Source organism: Streptosporangium sp. NPDC002524 (genome assembly GCF_040295985.1).
Classification (GTDB): Bacteria; Actinomycetota; Actinomycetes; order Streptosporangiales; family Streptosporangiaceae; genus Streptosporangium.
This window is the reverse complement of sequence record NZ_JBEOWK010000016.1, coordinates 61293-80381: the sequence shown is the minus strand read 5'-3', so window position 1 is coordinate 80381 and position 19089 is coordinate 61293. Positions and strand designations below refer to the sequence as shown.

Sequence of the window (19089 nt, the reverse complement as noted above, 5' to 3'; positions counted from 1 at the left end):
CGGCGCTCGAGGACGGCGGGGGCGAGCGGGCGCCCCCGCCACCGCTCACGGCTTCAGTGTGAGCCTCTTCCTCGACGCGCCCGGGAACACGACGACCAGGTGCTCCTCCCCGGTAGCGCCGGCCCGCACGTAGACACGGAGCCGGTAGCGGCCCTTCCCCGCGATCGCCAGGTTCGGCATCGGGGCACCCGCGCCCACCTCTCCGCCGCCCATCTCCGGCACGGTGAGCAGGCCGCTGCGGCTGACGACCGGCACCTCGTTGACCTGCTGCCACCCGGCCGTCCGCCGCGGCGGCGCGGTGCGGAAGGCCTTCACCGTGAGGCACAGGTCGACGACGTCCTCGATGTGCCCGACGAGCACCGCGCTGCCGGCCACCCCGATGAGGGCGCTGTCGTCGTCGTAGACCTTTTCCATCGCCCGCTCCGCCTCCTCGTCGGCCGTCTCGTCCTCGGGGTCGTGGACCAGGTAGCCGTGATCGCCGTCGGCGAACAGGAAGTAGGTGGCCGTGGCCTGGACGACACCCTTCGTCCGGGGCCACGGGTCGCGGCACGCCGCGTTCTTCTCGGCGATGTAGGCGGTGTTCGCCGCCTCCGTCTCCGTGGTCGACCGCAGCAGCTCGGGATGGGTCGCGCCGACGATCTCCGGGCAGACGTGGACGAGGTCCCACGGGTTCGCGCCCCAGGCGGGCCGCGCGCTCCCGGCCCGCGTCAGGATCGCCTCCTGCTCACGGGGGTCCTTCGCACGGCACAGCGCCCGCCCGTACGCGAGGATCTGCTGGTCCGACAGGTTGTCCGGGAACATGGGCAGGACCCCGCCGTCCGTGCTCCGCGCCCGGCACAGGAACGCGGCTTCGCGTTCGGCGGGTTTCAGGTCGCCGAAACCGAGCCCTTCGTAGCAGGCCGCCGACCAGCCGGTGTAGGTGAGGTGCGGGTTCTGCTCCGGGTGGATCAGTCCGATGACCGGCAGCAGGACCACGGCCGCCACCGCGACGCGGACCGCGCGCCGCCGCGCGGGCGGAGGGTCCGCCGGGCGTTCCTGGGTGGGCAGTTCGCGGGCGGTCGCCGCGATCCACACGAGGCCGACGAGCCCTACCGCGTCCATCATGACCTGCAACGCCAGACTGCCGCTGGACATGCTTCCGAAGAGGAAGTTGAGCGGGAGGACCAGCGCGTAGACGCTCAACGACAACCACCCGGCGACCTGCGTGCCGCGGCTCCACCGGCCGTCGCGCCGCTGCCCGACGACCGTGAGGACGGTCGCGGTCACTCCGGCCAGCATCAGGCCGAATTCGAAGATGCCGCCCGATCCGAGTTCCGGGAGGTCGAGTTCGTCGAGCAGGTAGTCGGTCATCCCGATCAGCTCGGCCGCGAACATCGCTCCGGCCGCCGCGCGCAGCGTGCGGGACCGCCAGCGGATGACGAGCAGGTAGAGGACATAGATCGCGGTCCACAGCGCGAGCTGGAACGCCGCCCCGGCCGCTTCGGGGAGCAGCGCGATCGGATACCGCAGCACGAGGGCGTACGCCACCGTCAGATACAGCAGCCGGCGCAGTGCCTTCTCCCGGCGGTCCAGCGGTCCCCGCGCGGGGGCGCGCAGGATCAGCCACAGCAGCGCGGCCTTCACCAGGGCGGCCACGAGCAGCGCCGCGGTCGTCAGGGTGTCGAACCCGTCGCGCGTGTAGAAGTCCACATAGGCCGGCGGCGACCATTCGACGGCCGTCCAGAGCCAGGCATCGCCGAACACCAGGCCCGCGGCCGCCGCCGCAAGAACCAGACTTACTACTCCAATTCTTATAATCCGCCAGGAATTATCCGGAAGCACGGGAAACGATCTTAGTGCGGCACCGCCGTACGGGTGGACACGACGGAACGAGCGGCCCCGCCCCGCCGATCAGATCGCACACGGTGCGCGCAGGGTGTCCTTGTTGGTATTCGACGGCGATGGGCCGGTTTCCCTTTCGGGTCACAACTGACGCAGCACCTGCATGGCGTCCTTCTCGATGCGTGAAAGGTCGTGGAGGATGACGCCGGCCTGTTCGAGATACTCCGCGTCGCCGCTCTCCCCGGCCTTCTCGATCAGGGTGGACACGTCCGTCCACAGGGCGGCGGCCTCGGCGTACAGCCTGTGACCGGTGCGGAGGCCGTCGTTGTCGATCAGCCCGGTGCACTCGTCGAGGAAGTCGCGGTAGAGGGCGCGGAACAGGGCGCCGCCGGTGCCGCCCTTCTCCATGAGGAGGGCGGCCTGCGGCAGGTCCCGCCGCGGCTCACCGGCGCGCAGCAGCCATCCGGGCACCTTCTTGCCGGCTTTCTCGATGCCGCGGTGGCCCAGGTTCGCGATGGGGGCGGTGAGGAAGGCGTCGGCGCAGTCCTTGATGGCGGGGATGATCCGGTCCTGCCAGGAAGGCGGGTGAGCCGGCAGGGTGATGGTGAACGATCGGTTCCTGGCGGTCATCGGGCCGCGTTCGGCGCGTGCCATGGCGAGGCCGGCCAGGCTGGTGCGCACCGCTCCTCCCTGCTGCTCGGTGTCCACGAGGTAGGCGTCGTGCTCGTCGTAGCCGTACATGGCGACGACATGACCGCCGAAGTGCACCCTGGAACGGAAGTAGTCCAGGTGGTAGCAGTCGAGCTGGAGGCCGACCGGGCGGCCGGCGTCGATGGGGGCGGCCACGTTCGCCCACGCCTTGCGCGGTGAGGTGGTCTCCTCGGCCGTCAGCGTCAGTCCCAGCCTGGCGGCCAGGTTCCTGGTGAGGTCGAAGGGCCTGACGCGGCCCCCGAGGAAGGGGAACGCCATGGCCTTGCCGTCCCAGTAGACGAAGGACAGGCCCGAGCCCAGTCCGAACAGCATGGGCTCGGTCAGATCGAGACCCTCATGCCGCAACAGCACCCCCAGCGCCGTCGTCTCGCAGTGGTGCGTGCCGCGGGCCTCGATGCCCTTCACGATGGTCATGCGTCGATCTCCTCAGGCTGACGCGGTGAACGGTCGTCCCCGTCCTCGGCACCTTCATGGTCAATCACCGGGGGCCGCTGGGAGTAGCGTGCCGCCTCCCACAGGGGGAGAGTCCAGCCGGGATCGGCCCCATCCTCGACGGCCGGGGCGCGTCCCGTCCTCTCGGAGGCCGTGCGGGCTCGGCCCACGCGGCGGTGAACGCCCGGAACGGACGGCTCCACGTCACGGTGGGGCGGGGCGCAGGATCCGGGATCCGGCCCGTCGGGCTCGCGGAGTCATGGCGCGCCTCTTCGCGTTCGGGCTCGCGGAGTCATGGCGCGCCTCTTCGTGTTCGGGCTCGTCCGGGTGGTCGCCATCAACCGATCGGTTGATAGGGACCGCCACCCGGTGGGGCCGGTTCCCCCACCGCACGGCGGCCAGGTCCCGTCCACCGGTCAATGTCGGAAAAAGGGCCGCCGTAGAAGGCTGGAGACAGCCAGCCGCTGATGGTTCCGAGCCCGAGAGGACACGCACATGCCACCGGTTATCGAGGTACGCAATCTCCACAAGCGCTACGGGAACAACGTCGCGGTCGACGACGTCTCGCTCACCGTCCAGGAGGGCGAGATCTTCGGGATCCTCGGCCCGAACGGCGCCGGCAAGACGACGACCGTGGAGTGCGTCGAGGGCCTCCGCACGCCGGACCGGGGCGAGATCAAGGTGCTCGGGCTCGATCCCCGCCGGGACCACGCCGAGCTGACCCGGCGGCTCGGCGTGCAGTTGCAGGCGGGGCAGATCCAGGAGCGGCTGGAGGTCGCCGAGGCCCTGGAGCTCTACAGCTCCTTCTATCCCGATCCGGCCGACTGGCGCGAGCTGATGGAGGGCCTCGGCCTGGCGGGCAAGGCGAAGACCAGGTACGCCAAGCTGTCCGGTGGCCAGAAGCAGCGGCTCTCCATCGCGCTGGCGCTCGTCGGCAACCCCCGGGTGGCGATCCTCGACGAGCTCACCACCGGCCTCGACCCGCAGGCGCGGCGCGACACCTGGAACCTGATCGAGGGTGTGCGCTCCCGCGGGGTGACGATCGTGCTGGTCACCCACTTCATGGAGGAGGCCGAGCGGCTGTGTGACCGGCTGGCGCTGATCGACGCGGGCCGCGTCGTCACGGTGGACACCCCGGCCGGCCTGACCGAGCGGGCCCGCATCGAGCAGCGGATCCGGTTCCGGCCGTCCAGGCAATTGGACGACGAGCTGCTGACGAGCCTGCCCGACGTCTCCGGCGTCACCCGCCGGGGCGAGCTGGTCGTCGTCAGCGGCAACAGCAACGCGCTCAACGCCGTCACCGCCGTACTGGCACGCAACCAGATCGTGGCCGAACGGCTGCGCGTCGAGCAGGCGAGCCTGGAGGACGCGTTCGTCGAGCTGACCGGGAAACGCCCCGACGCCACCGCGTGATCCGAACCGACGCAGCCCAGTCACCAGGAGAGGAAGTCATACCCATGTCAGCCCTGAGCACGGCCGCCCCCGCCACCGCCAAGCGCGGTTCCGCGACGTGGAGGCTCACCAAGGCCGAGATCAAACTCTGTGTCCGGGAGAAGACCGGTCCGCTGTGGGGGGTCGGCTTCCCGCTGGTCCTGTTGATCATCCTCGGCAACGTCCCCGTCCTGAGGGAGCCCGTGGAGGCCGGTGGCGGCCTGACGTACTTCGACCTCTACGTGCCGGTCATCATCCTGTTCAACCTGGCCATCCTCGCGCTGACCGCGCTGCCGACGATACTCGCGGGATACCGGGAGAACGGCGTGCTGCGGCGCATGCGGACCACGCCGATCGGCCCGGCCCGCGTGCTCGCCGCCCAGCTCGTGGCCAACCTCGCCATCGCGCTCGTCGCGGTGACCCTGTTCCTCGCCGTGGCCAGGCTCGGCTTCGGCGTCCGCCTGCCGCAGAACCTCGCCGGTTTCGCCGTCGGCTGGCTGCTCGCGGCCGCCGCGCTGCTCTCGATCGGCCTGATGATCACCGCGCTGGCGCCCGGCCGTGGCCCGGCCACGGCGATCGGCACGGTGCTGTTCTTCCCGATGATGTTCTTCGCCGGGCTCTGGGTGCCGATCTCGCAGATGCCCCCGCTGATGCAGAGTGTCAGCCACTACACCCCGCTCGGCGCGGGCATGCAGGCGTTCCAGGAGGCCGCCTTCGAGGGCCACTTCCCGTCCGCCCAGCCCTTGTTGACCCTGGCGGGCTACGCGGTCATATGCTCGGTCGTCGCGGTCCGCTGGTTCCGCTGGGAATAGGCGCGGGGAACAGGCGCGGGAATGAGCGCGGGGGACAGGCGCCCGGAGTGGGCGCCGGGAACAGGTGCCGGGAACGGGTTCGAGGCGGAGGGAGAGGGACGTGAGCGGGCAGACGCCGGAACCCTGGAACGCGAAGCGGGGACAGCACCCCTTTCTGCTGGTGACCGTGGTGCCGTACGCGCTGCTGGCCGCTCTCGTCGTCTTCAAGGTGATCGTGGAGCGGTCGGCGGGCGACGACTCCCCGCTCGTCGACCTCGCCCTGTGCGGGGTGGCCGCGGGGTGGACGCTCCTCATGTTCACCCTGCGTCCCGCCTGGTGGGAGCGCCCGCTGATCATGGGGGTGTTCTTCACCGGCCTGGTGGCGATCACCGCGATCCTGGTGGCCCGGGACCCCGCGTTCGGGTTGTTCACCCCCGCCTCCTACATCTACGCCTTCACCGTCCTCCGCTGGCCGTGGCGGCTGCCGGGCGTGGCCGCCGTGGCGGTCGTGGCCGGCGTCGCGCAGGCGTCCGACGTACCCAAGACCACCGCCCTCGGCCTGACGATCTCCGCGATCATCGTGGTCGTCAACATCGTCATGATGTGCGTCACCGCCTGGTTCCTCCAGCTCGCCGAGCAGGAGAGAGAGCAGCGCCTCCAGGCCCTCGCCGAGCTGAGCCGGACGAACCGGCTGCTGGAGGCGACGCTCGCCGAGAACGCCGGCCTGCACGCCCAGCTGCTCGCCCAGGCCAGGGAGGCGGGGGTCCTCGACGAGCGCCGGCGGATGGCTCGCGAGATCCACGACACCCTGGCCCAGGGGCTTACGGGGATCATCACGCAACTCCAGGCCGCCGAGCAGATGCACGACGTCCCGGCGCCGTGGCACCGTCCCTTCGAAGCCGTGAAGACGCTGGCGAGAGAGAGCCTGGTGGAGGCCCGGCGCTCGGTCGACGCGCTCCGGCCCGAGCCGCTGGAGACCGCGCGCCTGAGCGACGCGCTCACCGACGTCGCCGGCCGGTGGTCGGCGTTGCACGGGCTCGCCGTCCAGGTCACGACGACCGGCACGGTACGGCCGATGCCGCCGGAGACCGAGTTCGCGCTGCTGCGCACGGCGCAGGAGGCGCTGGCCAACGTGGCCAGGCACGCGCACGCCACCAGGGTGGGAGTGACGCTGTCCTATCTGGAACACGAGGTGGCGCTGGACGTGCGTGACGACGGCAGGGGCTTCGATCTGGCGGGCCTGGAAACCGGCGCGTCGCGGCCACCGTCCCACGGGGGCGGGTTCGGCCTGACCATCATGCGGCAGCGCGTCGAGGGGCTGTCCGGAAGCCTGCGCGTCGAGTCCGAGCCCGGCGCCGGCACCGGGATCTCGGCCTGCGTCCCCATCCTGCCGGCCGGGAGCCCCGCATGACCGACCGCACGACCGGCCCTACGGCCGAGCCCCCGATCCGGCTGCTGATCGCGGACGACCATCCCATCGTCAGGGACGGGCTGAGCAGCATGTTCGCCTCCGCGCCGGGATTCGAGGTGCTGGGCGAGGCCGCGGACGGCGCCGCGGCCGTGCGGCTCGCCAGGGAGCTCGATCCGGACGTGATCCTGATGGACCTGCGCATGCCGGGCATGGACGGGCTGACCGCGATCACCGAGCTGGCCAGGCTCGGCGTCACCGCGCGGGTGCTGGTGCTGACCACCTACGACAACGACACCCACGTACTGCCGGCGATCGAGGCGGGCGCGACCGGCTACCTGCTCAAGGACTCTCCCCGGGAGGACCTGCTGCGCGGCGCGCGGGCCGCCGCCAGGGGCGAGAGCGTCCTGTCCCCTTCGGTCGCGGCACGGCTGATGAACCGGGTCAGGACGCCCGCCCCGCAACTGCTCAGCCAGCGGGAGCTGGAGGTCCTCGAACTCGTGGCGGCCGGGAACACCAACCGTGAGGCGGCCGCCCGGCTGTTCATCACCGAGGCCACGGTCAAGAGCCACCTGCTGAACATCTACGGCAAGCTCGGCGTGAGCGACCGGGCCGCGGCCGTGGCCGAGGCGTTCAACCGGCGGCTGCTCACCCCCGAGGCGCGGGAGCCGTCCTGACGCGGCCCGATCGTCCGCCGCCGATCTCCCTCCCGAACGGGCGCATGTCTCATGACGTCATCTCATGACGTCATCGCGGGCTCGTCGGGATCTCGTCGTGGGCTCGTTGCGGGCTCATCGAGGGCTCGTCGAGGGCTTGGCGCGACGGTGGCGGCATGGCGGGATCGAGCCTCGTTGATCTCCGCCTCGTGGCCCACCGCCCAGTCGGCCAGCGCCGACAGCGGTTCGAGCAGCGTTCGCCCGAGGGGGGTCAGGCTGTACTCGACGCTGGGCGGCACGGTCGGGTGCACCTCGCGCCGCACCAGCCCGTCGGTCTCCAGGCCGCGCAGCGTACGGGTCAGCATGCGCTGGCTGATCCCCTCGACGGCGCGGTGCAGCTCGTTGTAGCGGTGCGGGCGGCCTCCGAGCAGGATCACCAGCAGCATGCTCCATTTGTCGCCCACGCGGCGGAACACGTCGCTGACGGGACACGCCGCGAGCTCGTCGGCCGGCACCGGCCGGGGAAGCTCGTGGGCCAGCACCGAGGGAACACCAGTGTGCGTACCGGACATGAGACTGCCTTCTTTCCGCCTTAGGCAGGAGAACCCAGGATTGACCCAGCCGATTCCGGGCTCGGTTCCGGGCCCGATTCCAAGCCTGGTCCGAGCCCGGTCCGAGCCTGATTCCATGCCTGGCTCCAAGCCTGGTTCCGAGCCTATGGAGGACACCGTGCCGGAGCAGCCACGGAAAACCGTGATCATCAGCGGCGGCACCGACGGGATGGGCCGCGCGACCGCCCTGGCGCGGCTCTCGAGAGGCGACCACGTCACCGTGATCGGCAGCAACGAGGCCAGGGGACGCGCCCTGCTCGACCGGGTGGCGAACCCGAACCTGCGGTTCGTACGGGCGGACCTGTCCTCGACGGCCGAGGTCGAACGGGTCGTCACCGGTGTCTTCGAGCGGCACGGCAGCGTCGACGCGCTGGCGTTGTTCGCCAACCGGGTGAGCCCCAGGCGGCAGGAGACCGCGGAGGGGCTGGAGTCCACCTTCGCCCTGTACTACCTGAGCCGCTATCTGCTCAGCCACCGGCTGATCCCGCTGCTCGACGCCGCCCCGAACCCGGTGATCGTCAACGTCGCCGGTGTCGGGACCACCGCGGGCCGGATCTTCTGGGAGGACCCGCAGCTGACGCGCCGCTACGGCCAGGTGCGCGCCCAGCTCCAGGCGGGCCGGGCGAACGACCTGCTCGGCGTCGCGTTCGCCGACCGGGCGGGGAGCAGGGCGCGCTACGTGCTCTACCACCCCGGATTCACCCGCAGCGGCGCCGACGGGCACCGCGATCCGCTGGTACGCGGCTCGATCAAGCTGCTCGCGAGGCTCTTCGCCCGTCCGGTGGCCGACGTGGTCCGGCCGATCGTCGAATGGATCGAGGAGCCGCCGGCCGACCCGCTCTCCGCGATCGACCGGGGCCGGCCGGTCGAGAGGTCCTTGAAGACGCTCGATCCCGGCGATGCCGCCCGCCTGGCGACGTACACCGAGGACCTCCTGCGCCGCCTCTGAACTCGTGCCTGAACTCGTGCCTGAACACGGGTCGCCCCGGCTCGCCGAGCCGGTGACGGAGTCGCGGCGCCGCCTCCTCATTCGTGACGTTCGCCACTGTGGCGCCTCCGCCCCCGAGGCCGGGTGGATGGTGTTCGCGCAGGTCATAGTGGGTTTTGGGTGTTCCTGCCGGGGGGCCGGGGACCGTCGTCGGCCGGTGAAAACCGAGTGACATCTCATGGCGATTGGCGGAATGTTGGGGGCGAGCGATGAGTTTTGTCGGTGGTAACGGTCATTCTTTGCGTGACCACAACTTCTGCGAGACCCAGGGCCGGCACACCGGCCATGACCGCGCCGTGTTCGACGACCCCCGATTGAGGTGCCGTGCTCAGCCCCCAGCTCGACTCACCCGCCAAACCCGTGACCGCCGTTCCGGGTCGCACCCCGGCTGTGATCCGGCTGCTGGTGCTCGCCACGTTCGTGGTCATCCTCAACGAGACGATCATGATCAACGCGATCCCGCGGCTGATGAGCGCGTTGCACATCACCGAGCAGACCGCGCAGTGGCTCTCGACCGCCTTCATGCTGACCATGGCCGCCGTCATCCCCGTCACCGGATGGTTCCTGCAGCGGGTGTCCACCCGCAGCGCGTACGCCACCGCGATGGGCCTCTTCCTGCTCGGCACGGCGCTCGCCGCCGTCGCACCGTCGTTCGAGGTGCTGCTGGGCGCCCGCATCATCCAGGCGTCCGGGACGGCCGTGATGATGCCGCTGCTGATGACCACGCTGATGCAGGTGGTGCCCGAAGGCGACCGGGGCCGGGTGATGGGCACCGTCTCCCTCGCCATCTCGGTCGCGCCCGCCATGGGCCCGACCGTCTCGGGGGTGATCCTCCAGTTCGGGTCCTGGCGGCTGCTGTTCGCCGTGGTGCTCCCCATCGCCGCCCTGATCACCTGGCGCGGCCTGGCGCAGCTCAAGAACGTCGGGGAGCCCGAGTTCAGCACCGTCGACTGGTTGAGCGTGGTGACCGCGGCCGCCGGTTTCGGCGGCCTGGTCTACGGGCTCAGCCGGTTCGAGGGCGGTGACGTCGCCTTCGCCACCGCGATCGTGGCGGCCGGCCTGGTCGCCATCGCGGTCTTCGTCTTCCGCCAGCTGTCGTTGCAGAGGCGCGGCGTGCCGCTGCTGGACCTGCGCACCCTGCGCTACCGCACCTACACGGTCTCGCTGATCCTGATGTCCGTGGCCTTCATGGCGATGCTCGGCTCGATGGTCCTGCTGCCGCTCTACCTGCAGAACGTCCGCGGGCTCAGCGCCCTGCAGGCGGGGCTCCTCGTGATGCCCGGCGGTCTCGCGATGGGGCTGCTCGGCCCGGTCGTCGGCCGCCTGTTCGACCGCTTCGGCGGACGGATCCTGGTCATCCCCGGCGCGATCGGGATCACGCTCGCGCTCACCGGCTTCGCCCTGGTCACGATGACCATGCCGTTCTGGCAGCTCCTCGGCCTGCACGCGCTGCTGATGGTGAGTCTCGCCGCGACCTTCACCCCGGTGTTCACCCTCGGGCTCGGAGCGGTCCCGCCGCCGCTCTACTCCCACGCCAGCTCGATCCTGAGCACGCTGCAGCAGGTCTTCGCGGCCCTCGGCACCGCGCTCGTGATCACCGTGATGAGCGCGCGGGCCGATGTGCTGAAGTCCGAGGGGGCCACCGAGGTGCTCGCCACCCTCGGCGGCATGCGGCTGGCCTTCGTCATCGGCGCGGTGCTGTCCGTGGCCGTGATCGTCGCCGCCCTGCTCCTGCCCGCCCGAGCGGACGGCAAGCCCGAGGCCGAGAGTGAGGCCGAGACCGAGACCGAGGCCGAGGAGACCTGGTCGGCGAAACAAACGGTGTGACGACGGCGACGGCCGGAGCGCGAAGCAGGATCAGCCGGCCACGGCGCCGAGGGTGATCCCGCGAGGGTCTGCCCGTCCCCGGGCTTCCACTGTCCCAGGGACGGGCAGGTCGCCTCGATAGGTGCCCCTCCCGCCAGGTCGCCCCGGTGGGTCGGCCTCCGCCACGACAGACCGTCCCGCCCCGGCAGAGGCCCCCTCCCCGCCCGCGGGCCCGCCGCGGACGGACACCTGGCGGTTCCCCGCCCCACTGGGCGTCTAGGAGGTCACCGAGCTCTCCACGGCCGGCCAGGTGACGATCTCCCGCCACCCGCGGGTGCCGGAGATCCGCGTCCACATCAACGGTGTGAACGCTTCGAGTGACCATCGGCCCGAGGTGCCCGCGTGCTCGTCAACAGGGGCCGGACGTCTCGGCCACCGCTCCCGGCGAGCGGGGGAGCCGTAACGGGGCCGGTTACAGGGCAGGTCACGGGGTCGGCCGTGGGGGCGGCCTCCAGAACTCGCCGGAGGCCGGTGGGGGCGTTTGTGTGTCGTAGTGCACGCTCGGCGCTATGTGTGTGTTTGTACGCAGAAAGGGACTTTTCCCCCGCCTAATGTCAGTGCTGTCCGGAGCGCGGCACTGAGAAAGCGCACCGGGCGCAGATCATCCGGGTTCTTCCCGAACACCCTCGCTCAAAGGAAATCCCTCATGCGTAAGCTTCGTAGCGTCCTGGCCGGCACGGCCCTGGCCGGTGCCCTCGCGGCCGGCATCGTCGCCGCCCCCGCCCAGGCCGACACCGCGACCACCGCCGGTACGGCCTCGGCCGCCCAGGCGCAGTACACCAAGCACTGGTTCTCCGGCTACTCCGACTTCGGCCGTGGCGAGTCGCGCGGTGAGCGCTCCTATTACAAGGGCTACTGGTACTACTCCAAGGGCCGCTACTACTTCGACATCAACACCTGGGACCGTGACCGCGACCGGGAGAATACCTTCGTCGATTTCTACTACCACGACGACCGCGGCTGGCACAATCGCCGCTTCAACACCGGCGGCCACCACGAGTGGAAGTTCAGCTACAGCGCCAAGGGCGGCTTCGACGGCTTCCGCGTCCGCGTCGGCGAAGGCCGCTCCGGCGACTTCGACTGGGGCAACTACCACCGCGACTCCTTCTGACCCCTTCGTGAGGTCATGACAGTTCGTGAGGTCATGACAGGCGTCGCGTCGGAAGCGCGGGCAGGCGGGGGCGACCGGCGATCCGTCGGCCGCCCCCGCCGGGGCTGTCCGTGCCGATGTCCGGTGCCGGGTTCGTGGCCCGGTCGCGGGACGTCCGGTCCCGCTCACGACTCCCGGAGGGCGCGCTCGCCTTCCGGGAACCACGGGCGGGACCCCTGCCGGAGTCCCCGGGCGCCAGGGGCATGCCGCCCCGGCGCCCGGGGACTCCGGCCGTGTCAGGCGCTCAGGTCACGAGTGGGAGCTGAGGCACTGCTTGAGCGTGTTCCTGGAGCTCTGCCGCTGCGGCGCGATCTTCATGAGGGCCGCGTCGCGCACCTGCACGTACTTGGCTCCGGCGGCGTTGTAGGCGTCCACCATCTTCTTCGCGGCGGGGTCCAGCGCCGGTGCCTTGACGCCGAGCTGCTGCAGCGCCGCCTTCTGGGAGAGCTGGTCGACGTTCGCGGCGTTGCCGGCCTTCACCAGGGCGGCGTGGGCGGCCTTGACCTCCGGGAGGGAGTCGACGTTGGCGAGGGCGTCCTCGGCGTTCAGCATCGCGAGGTACTCCTGCGCGCAGGGGGCCGGGGCGGTGGAGGCGGTCGCGGCGGTGGCGGTCGCGCCGACGGTGGCCAGCGTGGTGAGGAGGCCGAGGGCGGCCAGCGCCGTCGCTGTGGTGCGGGTTTGCATGGGGTGCTCCCGTGGGTACGAGGGTTGATTTGCATGGGACCTCATGCACCGTAATCACTGTGGGTAATCACCTCGATGCTTAAAGTCGGTGTCAAGGCTCGCGGGCCACCGGCGGTGGCCGAGGGGCGGCGCCGGCGGACCATGGCGAGAACGCCGCGAGCCGGGCATCCGGCACCCGCAGGGACTCGGAGGACCCCGAAAAGCCACGGGCGCGAACCCCCGGGAGGGTTCGCGCCCGTGTTCCGTTCAGGTCAAGTCAGGTCGGGTCAGGTCGGGTCGGAGCGGGCCGGAGCGGGCCGGCTCAGGACACCGTCCACTTCTGGTTCGCGGCGCCGGTGCACGTCCACAGCTGGAGGCGGGCGCCGTCGGCGCTGGTGTTGCCCGTGACGTCCACGCACTTGTTCGCGGCGGGGTTCACCAGGTCCCTGGTCGTGGGGTTGTAGGTCCACTGCTGGTTGGGGCCGCCGAAGCACGTCCACAGCTGGAGCTGGCTGCCGTTGGCCGTGCCGTTGCCGACGACGTCCAGGCACTTGCCGAGCACGCGGAGCGTGCCGTCGCCGGGGCGGGTCCACTGCTGGGCGGTGGTGCCGTTGCAGGTGTAGAGCTGGACGGCGGCGCCGTCGGCGCTGCTCGCGCCCGCGACGTCCATGCACTTGCCCGCCAGGCCGGTGATGGCGCCGCCACCGGGGGTGCCGGGGTTGCCGCTCGGCGTGCCGGACCAGGTGAAGGTGGCGGTGGTGCGGGCCGGCAGGGAGTAGGTGAACGACTGGCCGCCCCAGTTGACCCGGACGGACTGGGCCGAGGTGCCGCGGTTGTGCGCGATCAGGGCCTTGGAACCGTCGGAGTTGCGCCAGGCGACGTTCTGGATCGTGGCGTTGGCGGTGGAGTCGATCCGGAACGCGCCGGGCCTGACGAACTTCGTGAGGTGGCCGGTCGTGTAGTACTCGATGGTGTTGTCGACCTGGCCGGCGCGGGGGCCGCCCTCCTGGACGGTGACCAGGCCGGTGCAGACGTCGCAGCCGCCGTTGTGCGGGCCCATGCTCTGGTTGAGCGCGAGGCTCCACTTGACGAGGCTGCCGCTCCAGTTGCGGGCGTAGTTGACGATGTCGGAGAGATCCTCGTTGTGCTGGTTGCCGATCCAGGTGCCACCCGAGTGCTCGGTGCTGAACTGGCGTATGGCCGGATACTGGTTGTGGATCTGGGTGCCGACCGCCGGGTCGCCGGCGTAGCCGTGCCAGGCGATGCCGCCGAACAGGGGGTCGTTGCGCACGGCCGCGTCGTTCAGCACGCCCGCGCCCATGGCGGCGTAGTCGCCGTAGTTCCAGTCGTGGACGAGGACCTTGGTCGTGATGCCGGCGGCGCGGAAGGCCGGGTAGACGTGGTTCTTGGTGAACTCGGCCAGCCCGGAGGAGTTCCAGTTCATGCCGGGGTAGTTCGCCGCGGTCGGGTTGCCCGCCTGGCAGCAGTTGGGCTCGTTCTGCACCGAGATGTAGTTAACCGGGATTCCGGCGTTCTGGTAGCTCTGGACGTACTTCACCAGGTACTGGGCGTACGTGGGGTAGTGCTCCCACTTGAGCCAGCCCATCTGGTCCATCCGGCCGTTGTCCTTCATCCAGCCGGGGGCGCTCCACGGCACGCCCTTGACGCGCAGCGCCGGGTTGAGCGACTTGGCCTGCTGGGTGAGCAGGCGAACGTTGGTGTCGTACCCGTTGGCGCCGAAGTCGTTGAGGTCGCAGCAGGTGTCGTCGAGCGAGACGTGACCGGGCCGGGAGAGGTCGGAGGCGCCGATCGGGTTGCGCACGAACGACAGGCCGATGCCGTCGGTGGGGTGGAAGAGCCTGCGCATCACGGCGTCGCGGGTGGCCGCGCTGATCGGGCCGCCGCGCAGCAGGTAGGCGGTGGTGTCGGTGATCGAGGCTCCGCCGCCCTCGAACTGCTGGTAGGTGGTGCCCTCGTTCACGGTGATGGTGTGGCTGGCGCTGCCCCCGGCCGGGCCGAAGGCGATGGGGGACTGCTGCTGGAGACCCCGCGTGACGGCCCGGCCGCCCGCGTCGGACGTGGTGGTGAGCCAGATGTTCACCGGCTCGTTGGCGGCCAGGGCGGGCGTGGCGGCGACGGGTCCCGTCGCCCACAGGGCGGCGGCGCAGGCCAGGGCGAGGGTGAGAACCCGGCGAGGTGGTCGGAACACGGCAGGGGTCCTTTCGGAGGGCGACCGGGGGGCGATCGGGGGGTGCGGTCGGGCCCGCGACGCCCGGGGCCGTTCGCGTCAGGACACGCGCGTCGTCCCGGGAACCGTCGCTGTAACCGATGTAACAGATAAGAAACTTTCCTGTTGCAGGACAGGACAACACATGTGTAAATCGGTTGTCAAGGCTTGAAAACACGCAGGATCGATGGGTTTTGTACGGGAGCCGGCACGCCTGCCGTCACTGAAACAAATGAAACAAGGGTCCTTAGCGGGAGACGCGGGGGACGGGGCCGGTGGAGCCGCGGACGATCAGGTCGGTCCCCAGGGAGACGTGCAGGGCCTCCAGCGTGTGCCGGTTGAGCAGCCGCATCAGCAGCGTGACCCCCATCCGGCCCATCTCCTGCAGCGGCTGGCGCACCGTGGTCAGCGTCGGCAGGGTCGCCCGGCCGAGGTCGAGGTCGTCGAAGCCCGCGACCGACAGGTCACCGGGGACGTCCAGGCCGCGCTCGGCCGCCGCCCACAGCGCGCCGACCGCCATCTTGTCGTTGAACGCGACCAGCGCCGTCGGCCGCTCGGGCAGGTCCAGCAGCTCGCAGGCCGCGCGGTAGCCGTTCTCCGAGTTGGGCTCGCGCACGCTGCGCAGCAGCTCGGCCGAGGGCAGGACGCCGACGTCGGCCAGCGACGCGGTGTATCCCGCCAGCCTGGCCTCGCTGGGCAGCCACTTCACCGGGCCGCCGACGATGCCGACCCGGCGGTGACCGAGCTCGACCACGTGCGCCATCAGCTTGCGCGCGCCCGCGAAGTGCGCGGCCGACACCGCCACGATGTCCTTGGGAGGGGGCGTCCTGGGGTCGATCACCACGAAGGGGAAGCGCCGGTCGCGGAGCCGTACGAGCTCCTCGCCCGGCTCCGGGGGGAGGATCAGGATCGCCCCCGCGATGCCGGGGCGGTCGGGCAGGCCTACGATCGCGGGGGTGTGCTGGGCGGACTCCCCGGTGCTCAGGATCATCTGGCCGCCGTGCAGCTCGATGGTCTCGCCGACCGAGGAGACGATGAGCCCGAAGTAGTCGGTGAGCAGGTAGGGGCAGCGCACGTAGATCGTGCCGCCGGACGTCGTCTCCTGCCCGGTGCGCGGCCGGGGCGCCTGGTCCCCGAGGCGGCCGATGGCCCGCAGCACCAGCTCGCGGGTGCGCGGGGCGACGTTGGCCTGCCCGTTCAGGACCCGCGAGACGGTGGCGATCGACAGGCCCGTCTCCGCCGCGACGTCGCGCACGGTCGCGCGCGTCCCGGGCCGAGCCATGTGCGCCCCCTGATAGCCGTGTCCCTGCCGTCAGCATAACCAGCGCCGACGGGAAGCGACCGCGAGGAGTCCGAGGACGACGGGCCCGCGTGCGAGGGCCCTGCCCACCGAACGGCCGGGGGTCCTCCCGGGTCTCTTCCGTCGGGTGGCCCGCAGGCTTGGCGGGGTTCTCCCGGGGTCTCGTCCGCCGGGCGGCCCGCGAGTCCGGTGGGGTTCTCTCGCTGTCGGGTGGTCCGTGGGGTCCCCCCGGCGGTCTCGTCCTTTCCGTGGGGTCCCCTTGGCGGTCTCGTCCGTCGAGCGGCCCGCGGGCTCGGCGTGGTTTTCTCGGCGGTCTCGTCCGTCGGGTGGCCCGCAGGCTTGGCGGGGGCCCCTCGCCGGGCTTATCCGGCGAGCAGCCTGCGGGCCCGTTCGACGACGGGCTTGTCGATCATCTGCCCGTCCAGCGTGCTCACCCCGCCACCGGCGGCGGCTGCCACCACCGCCTCGGCCCAGCGCAGGGCCTCGGCCGAGGGCGCGAACGCCGCGCGCACCGGCTCGACCTGCCGGGGGTGGACGCACAGCTTGCCGGTGAACCCCAGGCGCGCCGCGTGTTCCGCGTCGGCCACCGCGGTGGCGTACTCCCCGACGCTCGTGGTGACACCGTCCAGGGGCGCGGCCACCCCCGCCGACGCGGCGGCGAGGACGAGTGCCGAACGGGCGTGCAGCAGCGCGGTGCGATCTCCGGGGTCGACGCCCAGCTGGGCGGCGAGGTCCACGCTGCCGAAGGCGGGCCGTACCACCCCCGGGGCCGCGCACAGCCCCCTCGCCCCGAGAATGCCGGTGGCCGTCTCCACCAGCGGGACGACGCCGTTGCCGCGAGGCAGCCGGTCGACCAGGGAGGCAATGTCCTCGGGGCTCTCGGCCTTGGGGAGCATGACGGCGCAGCGGTGCCGGCCGACCAGCTCGACGTCGGCGTCGTGCCACGGGGTCCCGCGCCCGTTGATCCGTACGACCGCGTCCCCGCCTGCCTCCAGCCACCGGCGGACGTTGCCGCGCGCCGGGTCCTTGTCCTCGGGGGCGACGGCGTCCTCGAGGTCGAGGACGATCGCGTCACCGGCGGCCCGCGCCGCCTTGCCGAAACGCTCGGGGCGATGGCCGGGTACGAAGAGCAGCGCCCGCGCGTGGGCCAGCGCGTCCCGGTTCATCGCCGCCCTCCCGCCCCGGCGGACACCGCGACCGCCTCGAAGGACACCGCGACCGTCCCGGCGGGCACCACGACCGCCGCGACGGGCATCACGGACGCCTCAGCGGACATCGCGACCGCCTCGGTGGACACCGTGACCGCCTTGACGGGCACTACGGGATCTCCGGCAGCAGGAGCCGCGAGGCGTGGTCACCGCCGGTGTGGAGGGTGATCCGGCCGCCGAACACCTCGGCCGGCCGGTCCCGGGGGTCGTCGTGGACGAACGGCCCGCACCCGGTCATCTGGTTCTTCAGGTTGGACAGGCGGGTCGCGGGCCCGTCGTGGACGTAGTCCCGGCCCCGTACGGCGAGCGCTATCCGGTAGCCCTCGGGCACCACGAGACAGGTCGGCAGGATCTCGACGTCGAGCTCGTACACCGAGCCGGGCACCAGGGGGGAGGGGTCGTCGTGCGTGTGGTATGGCTGGTACGGCCGGGAGAGTTCGTCGTCGAGCTTGCGATGCGAGGCGCGCAGCCACCCCTGCGCCACCGGGGTGTTCGGGTCGAGGGCGCCCTGGAAGGTCACCTCGGTGCCGTCCGGCGAGAAAACCCGTACGACGAGGAACAGGTCGGCGTCGGCGGTCGAGGACTCGACGAACAGCTTGGCCGACAGGGGGCCGGTGATCTCCGTGTCGGCGGGCAGCGGCGGGGTCTCGAACACGACCCCGTCCCCCATGCCGTCGTAGCCGACGCTTCCGGGCGTCGCGGGAGGCTCGGGGGTGAGCGACCCGTGCGCGGCGTCGAGATAGAGGGAGGTCCAGCGGGTGCGGGGAATCGGCCACGCCTCCTCGTGGCGCAGCGTGAACGTGCTGTCCACGTGGCGGATCTGGAGCTGCACCGGCGGCTGCTCCTTCCACCCCGTGTCCTCATTTTTCAGGAAATGACCGAAGAAACGCTTCTGCAGGGAGACGCCGTAGTCGGCGTAGAACAGCGACCAGTGCGTGTCGCCGTGCATCTCCAGCCACTTCTCCCGTGACGCCGCGCGGAGGTAGCCGTGGGTGTTGCCCCGCAGGTGCAGCCCCTGGCCTCCCCAGTTCCCCGCCGACAGGACCGGGACGGTCACCTTGTCCCAGTCGGGCGAGCGGTCCCGGTGGTAGCCGTCGTCCAGCGGGTGCTCCCGGATCGACGCGCCGAGGTCGACGCGGTTCGACGCCCGTTCCTCCTCGCTCAGGTTCTCGTCCCCGCAGACGTTCACCCCGGTGTTCGGGTTGCGCGGACCGGCGTCCCCGAGGCCGTGCTGGACGGACCTCACCTGCATGTCGTACCAGTGGTCCCAGAACGTGGTCCGGATGCCCCCGTGGTAGGTGGAGTCGCGGTACCAGTCGGCCGCGCCCTCCCACACGCAGACGGCGGCCAGGTGGGCCGGCCGGCGCGCGGCGACGAGCCACTGGTTGATGGCGAAGTAGGAGATCCCGCAGAGCCCCACCTTGCCGTTGCTCCACTCCTGCTCACCCGCCCACTCGACGCAGAGGACGTGGTCCTGGACCTCGCGCGGGGAGAAGACGTCGATCACCCCGGGGGAGCGGCCCGCGCCCCGGGAGTCGACGCGGACGCAGACGTAACCGTCGGGCACCCACTTCTCCGGGTCGACGACCTCCCAGTTCTGGTACCGGTTGGTCGATCCGCCGACCGCGTCCGGATGGTCCCGCGCCATCTTCTCCCAGGCGCTCGGGTAGCCCTCCTGGAACGACAGGCCCTTGGCGTACGGGCCGTAGGTGAGGATGACGGGATAGCGGCCCTCCGCCTCCGGCCGGAAGACGTCCGCGCGGAGCACGGTCCCGTCGTCGACCTCGATCGGGACGTCCCATTCGACCAACATGCCACAAGCTCCT

Annotated in this window: 16 protein-coding genes; 7 read left to right on the top strand and 9 right to left on the bottom strand. The window is 71.2% G+C overall.

Annotated elements, in window-relative coordinates:
• Positions 1-45: 45 nt before the first annotated feature.
• Both ABT053_RS26530 and ABT053_RS26525 read right to left on the bottom strand, forming a co-directional pair.
• Positions 46-1689: a hypothetical protein gene (locus ABT053_RS26530; protein ID WP_350972283.1), complete on the bottom strand. Its 1644-nt coding sequence runs from the start codon at positions 1687-1689 to the stop codon at positions 46-48.
• A 273-nt stretch (positions 1690-1962) separates the two neighbouring features.
• Positions 1963-2946, bottom strand: a complete 984-nt coding sequence (locus ABT053_RS26525; RefSeq protein WP_350972281.1) for a BtrH N-terminal domain-containing protein — start codon at positions 2944-2946, stop codon at positions 1963-1965.
• Between the two features lie 513 nt (positions 2947-3459).
• Between ABT053_RS26525 and ABT053_RS26520 the strand changes: the two genes are divergently transcribed.
• The 4 genes from ABT053_RS26520 to ABT053_RS26505 all read left to right on the top strand — a co-directional run bounded on the left by ABT053_RS26520 (position 3460) and on the right by ABT053_RS26505 (position 7271).
• Positions 3460-4377: an ABC transporter ATP-binding protein gene (locus ABT053_RS26520; RefSeq protein ID WP_350972279.1), complete on the top strand. Its 918-nt coding sequence runs from the start codon at positions 3460-3462 to the stop codon at positions 4375-4377.
• A gap of 44 nt (positions 4378-4421) precedes the next feature.
• Positions 4422-5207 (top strand): ABC transporter permease, encoded by a 786-nt coding sequence (locus ABT053_RS26515; protein WP_350972278.1) that lies wholly within the window; start codon positions 4422-4424, stop codon positions 5205-5207.
• Positions 5208-5307: 100 nt separating this feature from the next.
• Entirely contained in the window at positions 5308-6597 is a 1290-nt protein-coding gene (locus ABT053_RS26510) for a sensor histidine kinase (protein WP_350972276.1), read from the top strand.
• Positions 6594-7271 (top strand): response regulator, encoded by a 678-nt coding sequence (locus tag ABT053_RS26505; protein WP_350972274.1) that lies wholly within the window; start codon positions 6594-6596, stop codon positions 7269-7271. Before ABT053_RS26510 ends, ABT053_RS26505 begins: the two co-directional genes overlap by 4 nt.
• 62 nt (positions 7272-7333) lie before the next feature.
• Here ABT053_RS26505 and ABT053_RS26500 read toward each other — a convergent pair whose 3' ends face one another.
• On the bottom strand, positions 7334-7822 hold the full coding sequence (locus ABT053_RS26500) for a winged helix-turn-helix transcriptional regulator (RefSeq protein ID WP_350972273.1): 489 nt from the start codon (positions 7820-7822) through the stop codon (positions 7334-7336).
• 157 nt (positions 7823-7979) lie between these two features.
• On the opposite strand from ABT053_RS26500, the gene ABT053_RS26495 reads away from it, so the two are divergent.
• The 3 genes from ABT053_RS26495 (at position 7980) to ABT053_RS26485 (ending at position 11826) form a co-directional block, all read left to right on the top strand.
• Positions 7980-8810 (top strand): SDR family NAD(P)-dependent oxidoreductase, encoded by an 831-nt coding sequence (locus tag ABT053_RS26495; protein ID WP_350972271.1) that lies wholly within the window; start codon positions 7980-7982, stop codon positions 8808-8810.
• A gap of 363 nt (positions 8811-9173) precedes the next feature.
• Positions 9174-10676, top strand: a complete 1503-nt coding sequence (locus ABT053_RS26490) for an MDR family MFS transporter (protein ID WP_350972268.1) — start codon at positions 9174-9176, stop codon at positions 10674-10676.
• Between the two features lie 685 nt (positions 10677-11361).
• Entirely contained in the window at positions 11362-11826 is a 465-nt protein-coding gene (locus ABT053_RS26485) for a hypothetical protein (protein ID WP_350972266.1), read from the top strand.
• A 288-nt stretch (positions 11827-12114) separates the two neighbouring features.
• Here ABT053_RS26485 and ABT053_RS26480 read toward each other — a convergent pair whose 3' ends face one another.
• The 6 genes from ABT053_RS26480 to ABT053_RS26455 all read right to left on the bottom strand — a co-directional run bounded on the left by ABT053_RS26480 (position 12115) and on the right by ABT053_RS26455 (position 19076).
• Entirely contained in the window at positions 12115-12549 is a 435-nt protein-coding gene (locus ABT053_RS26480) for a hypothetical protein (protein ID WP_350972264.1), read from the bottom strand.
• A 301-nt stretch (positions 12550-12850) separates the two neighbouring features.
• Positions 12851-14737: a ricin-type beta-trefoil lectin domain protein gene (locus tag ABT053_RS26475; RefSeq protein ID WP_350972262.1), complete on the bottom strand. Its 1887-nt coding sequence runs from the start codon at positions 14735-14737 to the stop codon at positions 12851-12853.
• A 265-nt stretch (positions 14738-15002) separates the two neighbouring features.
• Positions 15003-16037 (bottom strand): LacI family DNA-binding transcriptional regulator, encoded by a 1035-nt coding sequence (locus ABT053_RS26470; RefSeq protein WP_350972260.1) that lies wholly within the window; start codon positions 16035-16037, stop codon positions 15003-15005.
• A gap of 380 nt (positions 16038-16417) precedes the next feature.
• On the bottom strand, positions 16418-17221 hold the full coding sequence (locus ABT053_RS26465) for an HpcH/HpaI aldolase/citrate lyase family protein (protein WP_350972258.1): 804 nt from the start codon (positions 17219-17221) through the stop codon (positions 16418-16420).
• Positions 17218-17373 (bottom strand): hypothetical protein, encoded by a 156-nt coding sequence (locus ABT053_RS26460; protein WP_350972257.1) that lies wholly within the window; start codon positions 17371-17373, stop codon positions 17218-17220. Before ABT053_RS26460 ends, ABT053_RS26465 begins: the two co-directional genes overlap by 4 nt.
• A complete protein-coding gene (locus ABT053_RS26455; protein ID WP_350972255.1) occupies positions 17373-19076 on the bottom strand; it encodes a CocE/NonD family hydrolase in 1704 nt (567 codons plus the stop codon). The genes ABT053_RS26460 and ABT053_RS26455 overlap by 1 nt, the downstream gene beginning before the upstream one ends.
• Between the last annotated feature and the right edge of the window lie 13 nt (positions 19077-19089).

Excerpts from the sequence above, each read along its gene's own strand:
- ABT053_RS26525 (WP_350972281.1), bottom strand. The coding sequence starts at position 2,946 with ATGACCATCGTGAAGGGCATCGAGGCCCGCGGCACGCACCACTGCGAG.
- ABT053_RS26520 (WP_350972279.1), top strand. The coding sequence starts at position 3,460 with ATGCCACCGGTTATCGAGGTACGCAATCTCCACAAGCGCTACGGGAAC.
- ABT053_RS26515 (WP_350972278.1), top strand. The coding sequence starts at position 4,422 with ATGTCAGCCCTGAGCACGGCCGCCCCCGCCACCGCCAAGCGCGGTTCC.
- ABT053_RS26505 (WP_350972274.1), top strand. The coding sequence starts at position 6,594 with ATGACCGACCGCACGACCGGCCCTACGGCCGAGCCCCCGATCCGGCTG.
- ABT053_RS26500 (WP_350972273.1), bottom strand. The coding sequence starts at position 7,822 with ATGTCCGGTACGCACACTGGTGTTCCCTCGGTGCTGGCCCACGAGCTT.
- ABT053_RS26485 (WP_350972266.1), top strand. The coding sequence starts at position 11,362 with ATGCGTAAGCTTCGTAGCGTCCTGGCCGGCACGGCCCTGGCCGGTGCC.
- ABT053_RS26480 (WP_350972264.1), bottom strand. The coding sequence starts at position 12,549 with ATGCAAACCCGCACCACAGCGACGGCGCTGGCCGCCCTCGGCCTCCTC.
- ABT053_RS26470 (WP_350972260.1), bottom strand. The coding sequence starts at position 16,037 with ATGGCTCGGCCCGGGACGCGCGCGACCGTGCGCGACGTCGCGGCGGAG.
- ABT053_RS26465 (WP_350972258.1), bottom strand. The coding sequence starts at position 17,221 with ATGAACCGGGACGCGCTGGCCCACGCGCGGGCGCTGCTCTTCGTACCC.
- ABT053_RS26455 (WP_350972255.1), bottom strand. The coding sequence starts at position 19,076 with ATGTTGGTCGAATGGGACGTCCCGATCGAGGTCGACGACGGGACCGTG.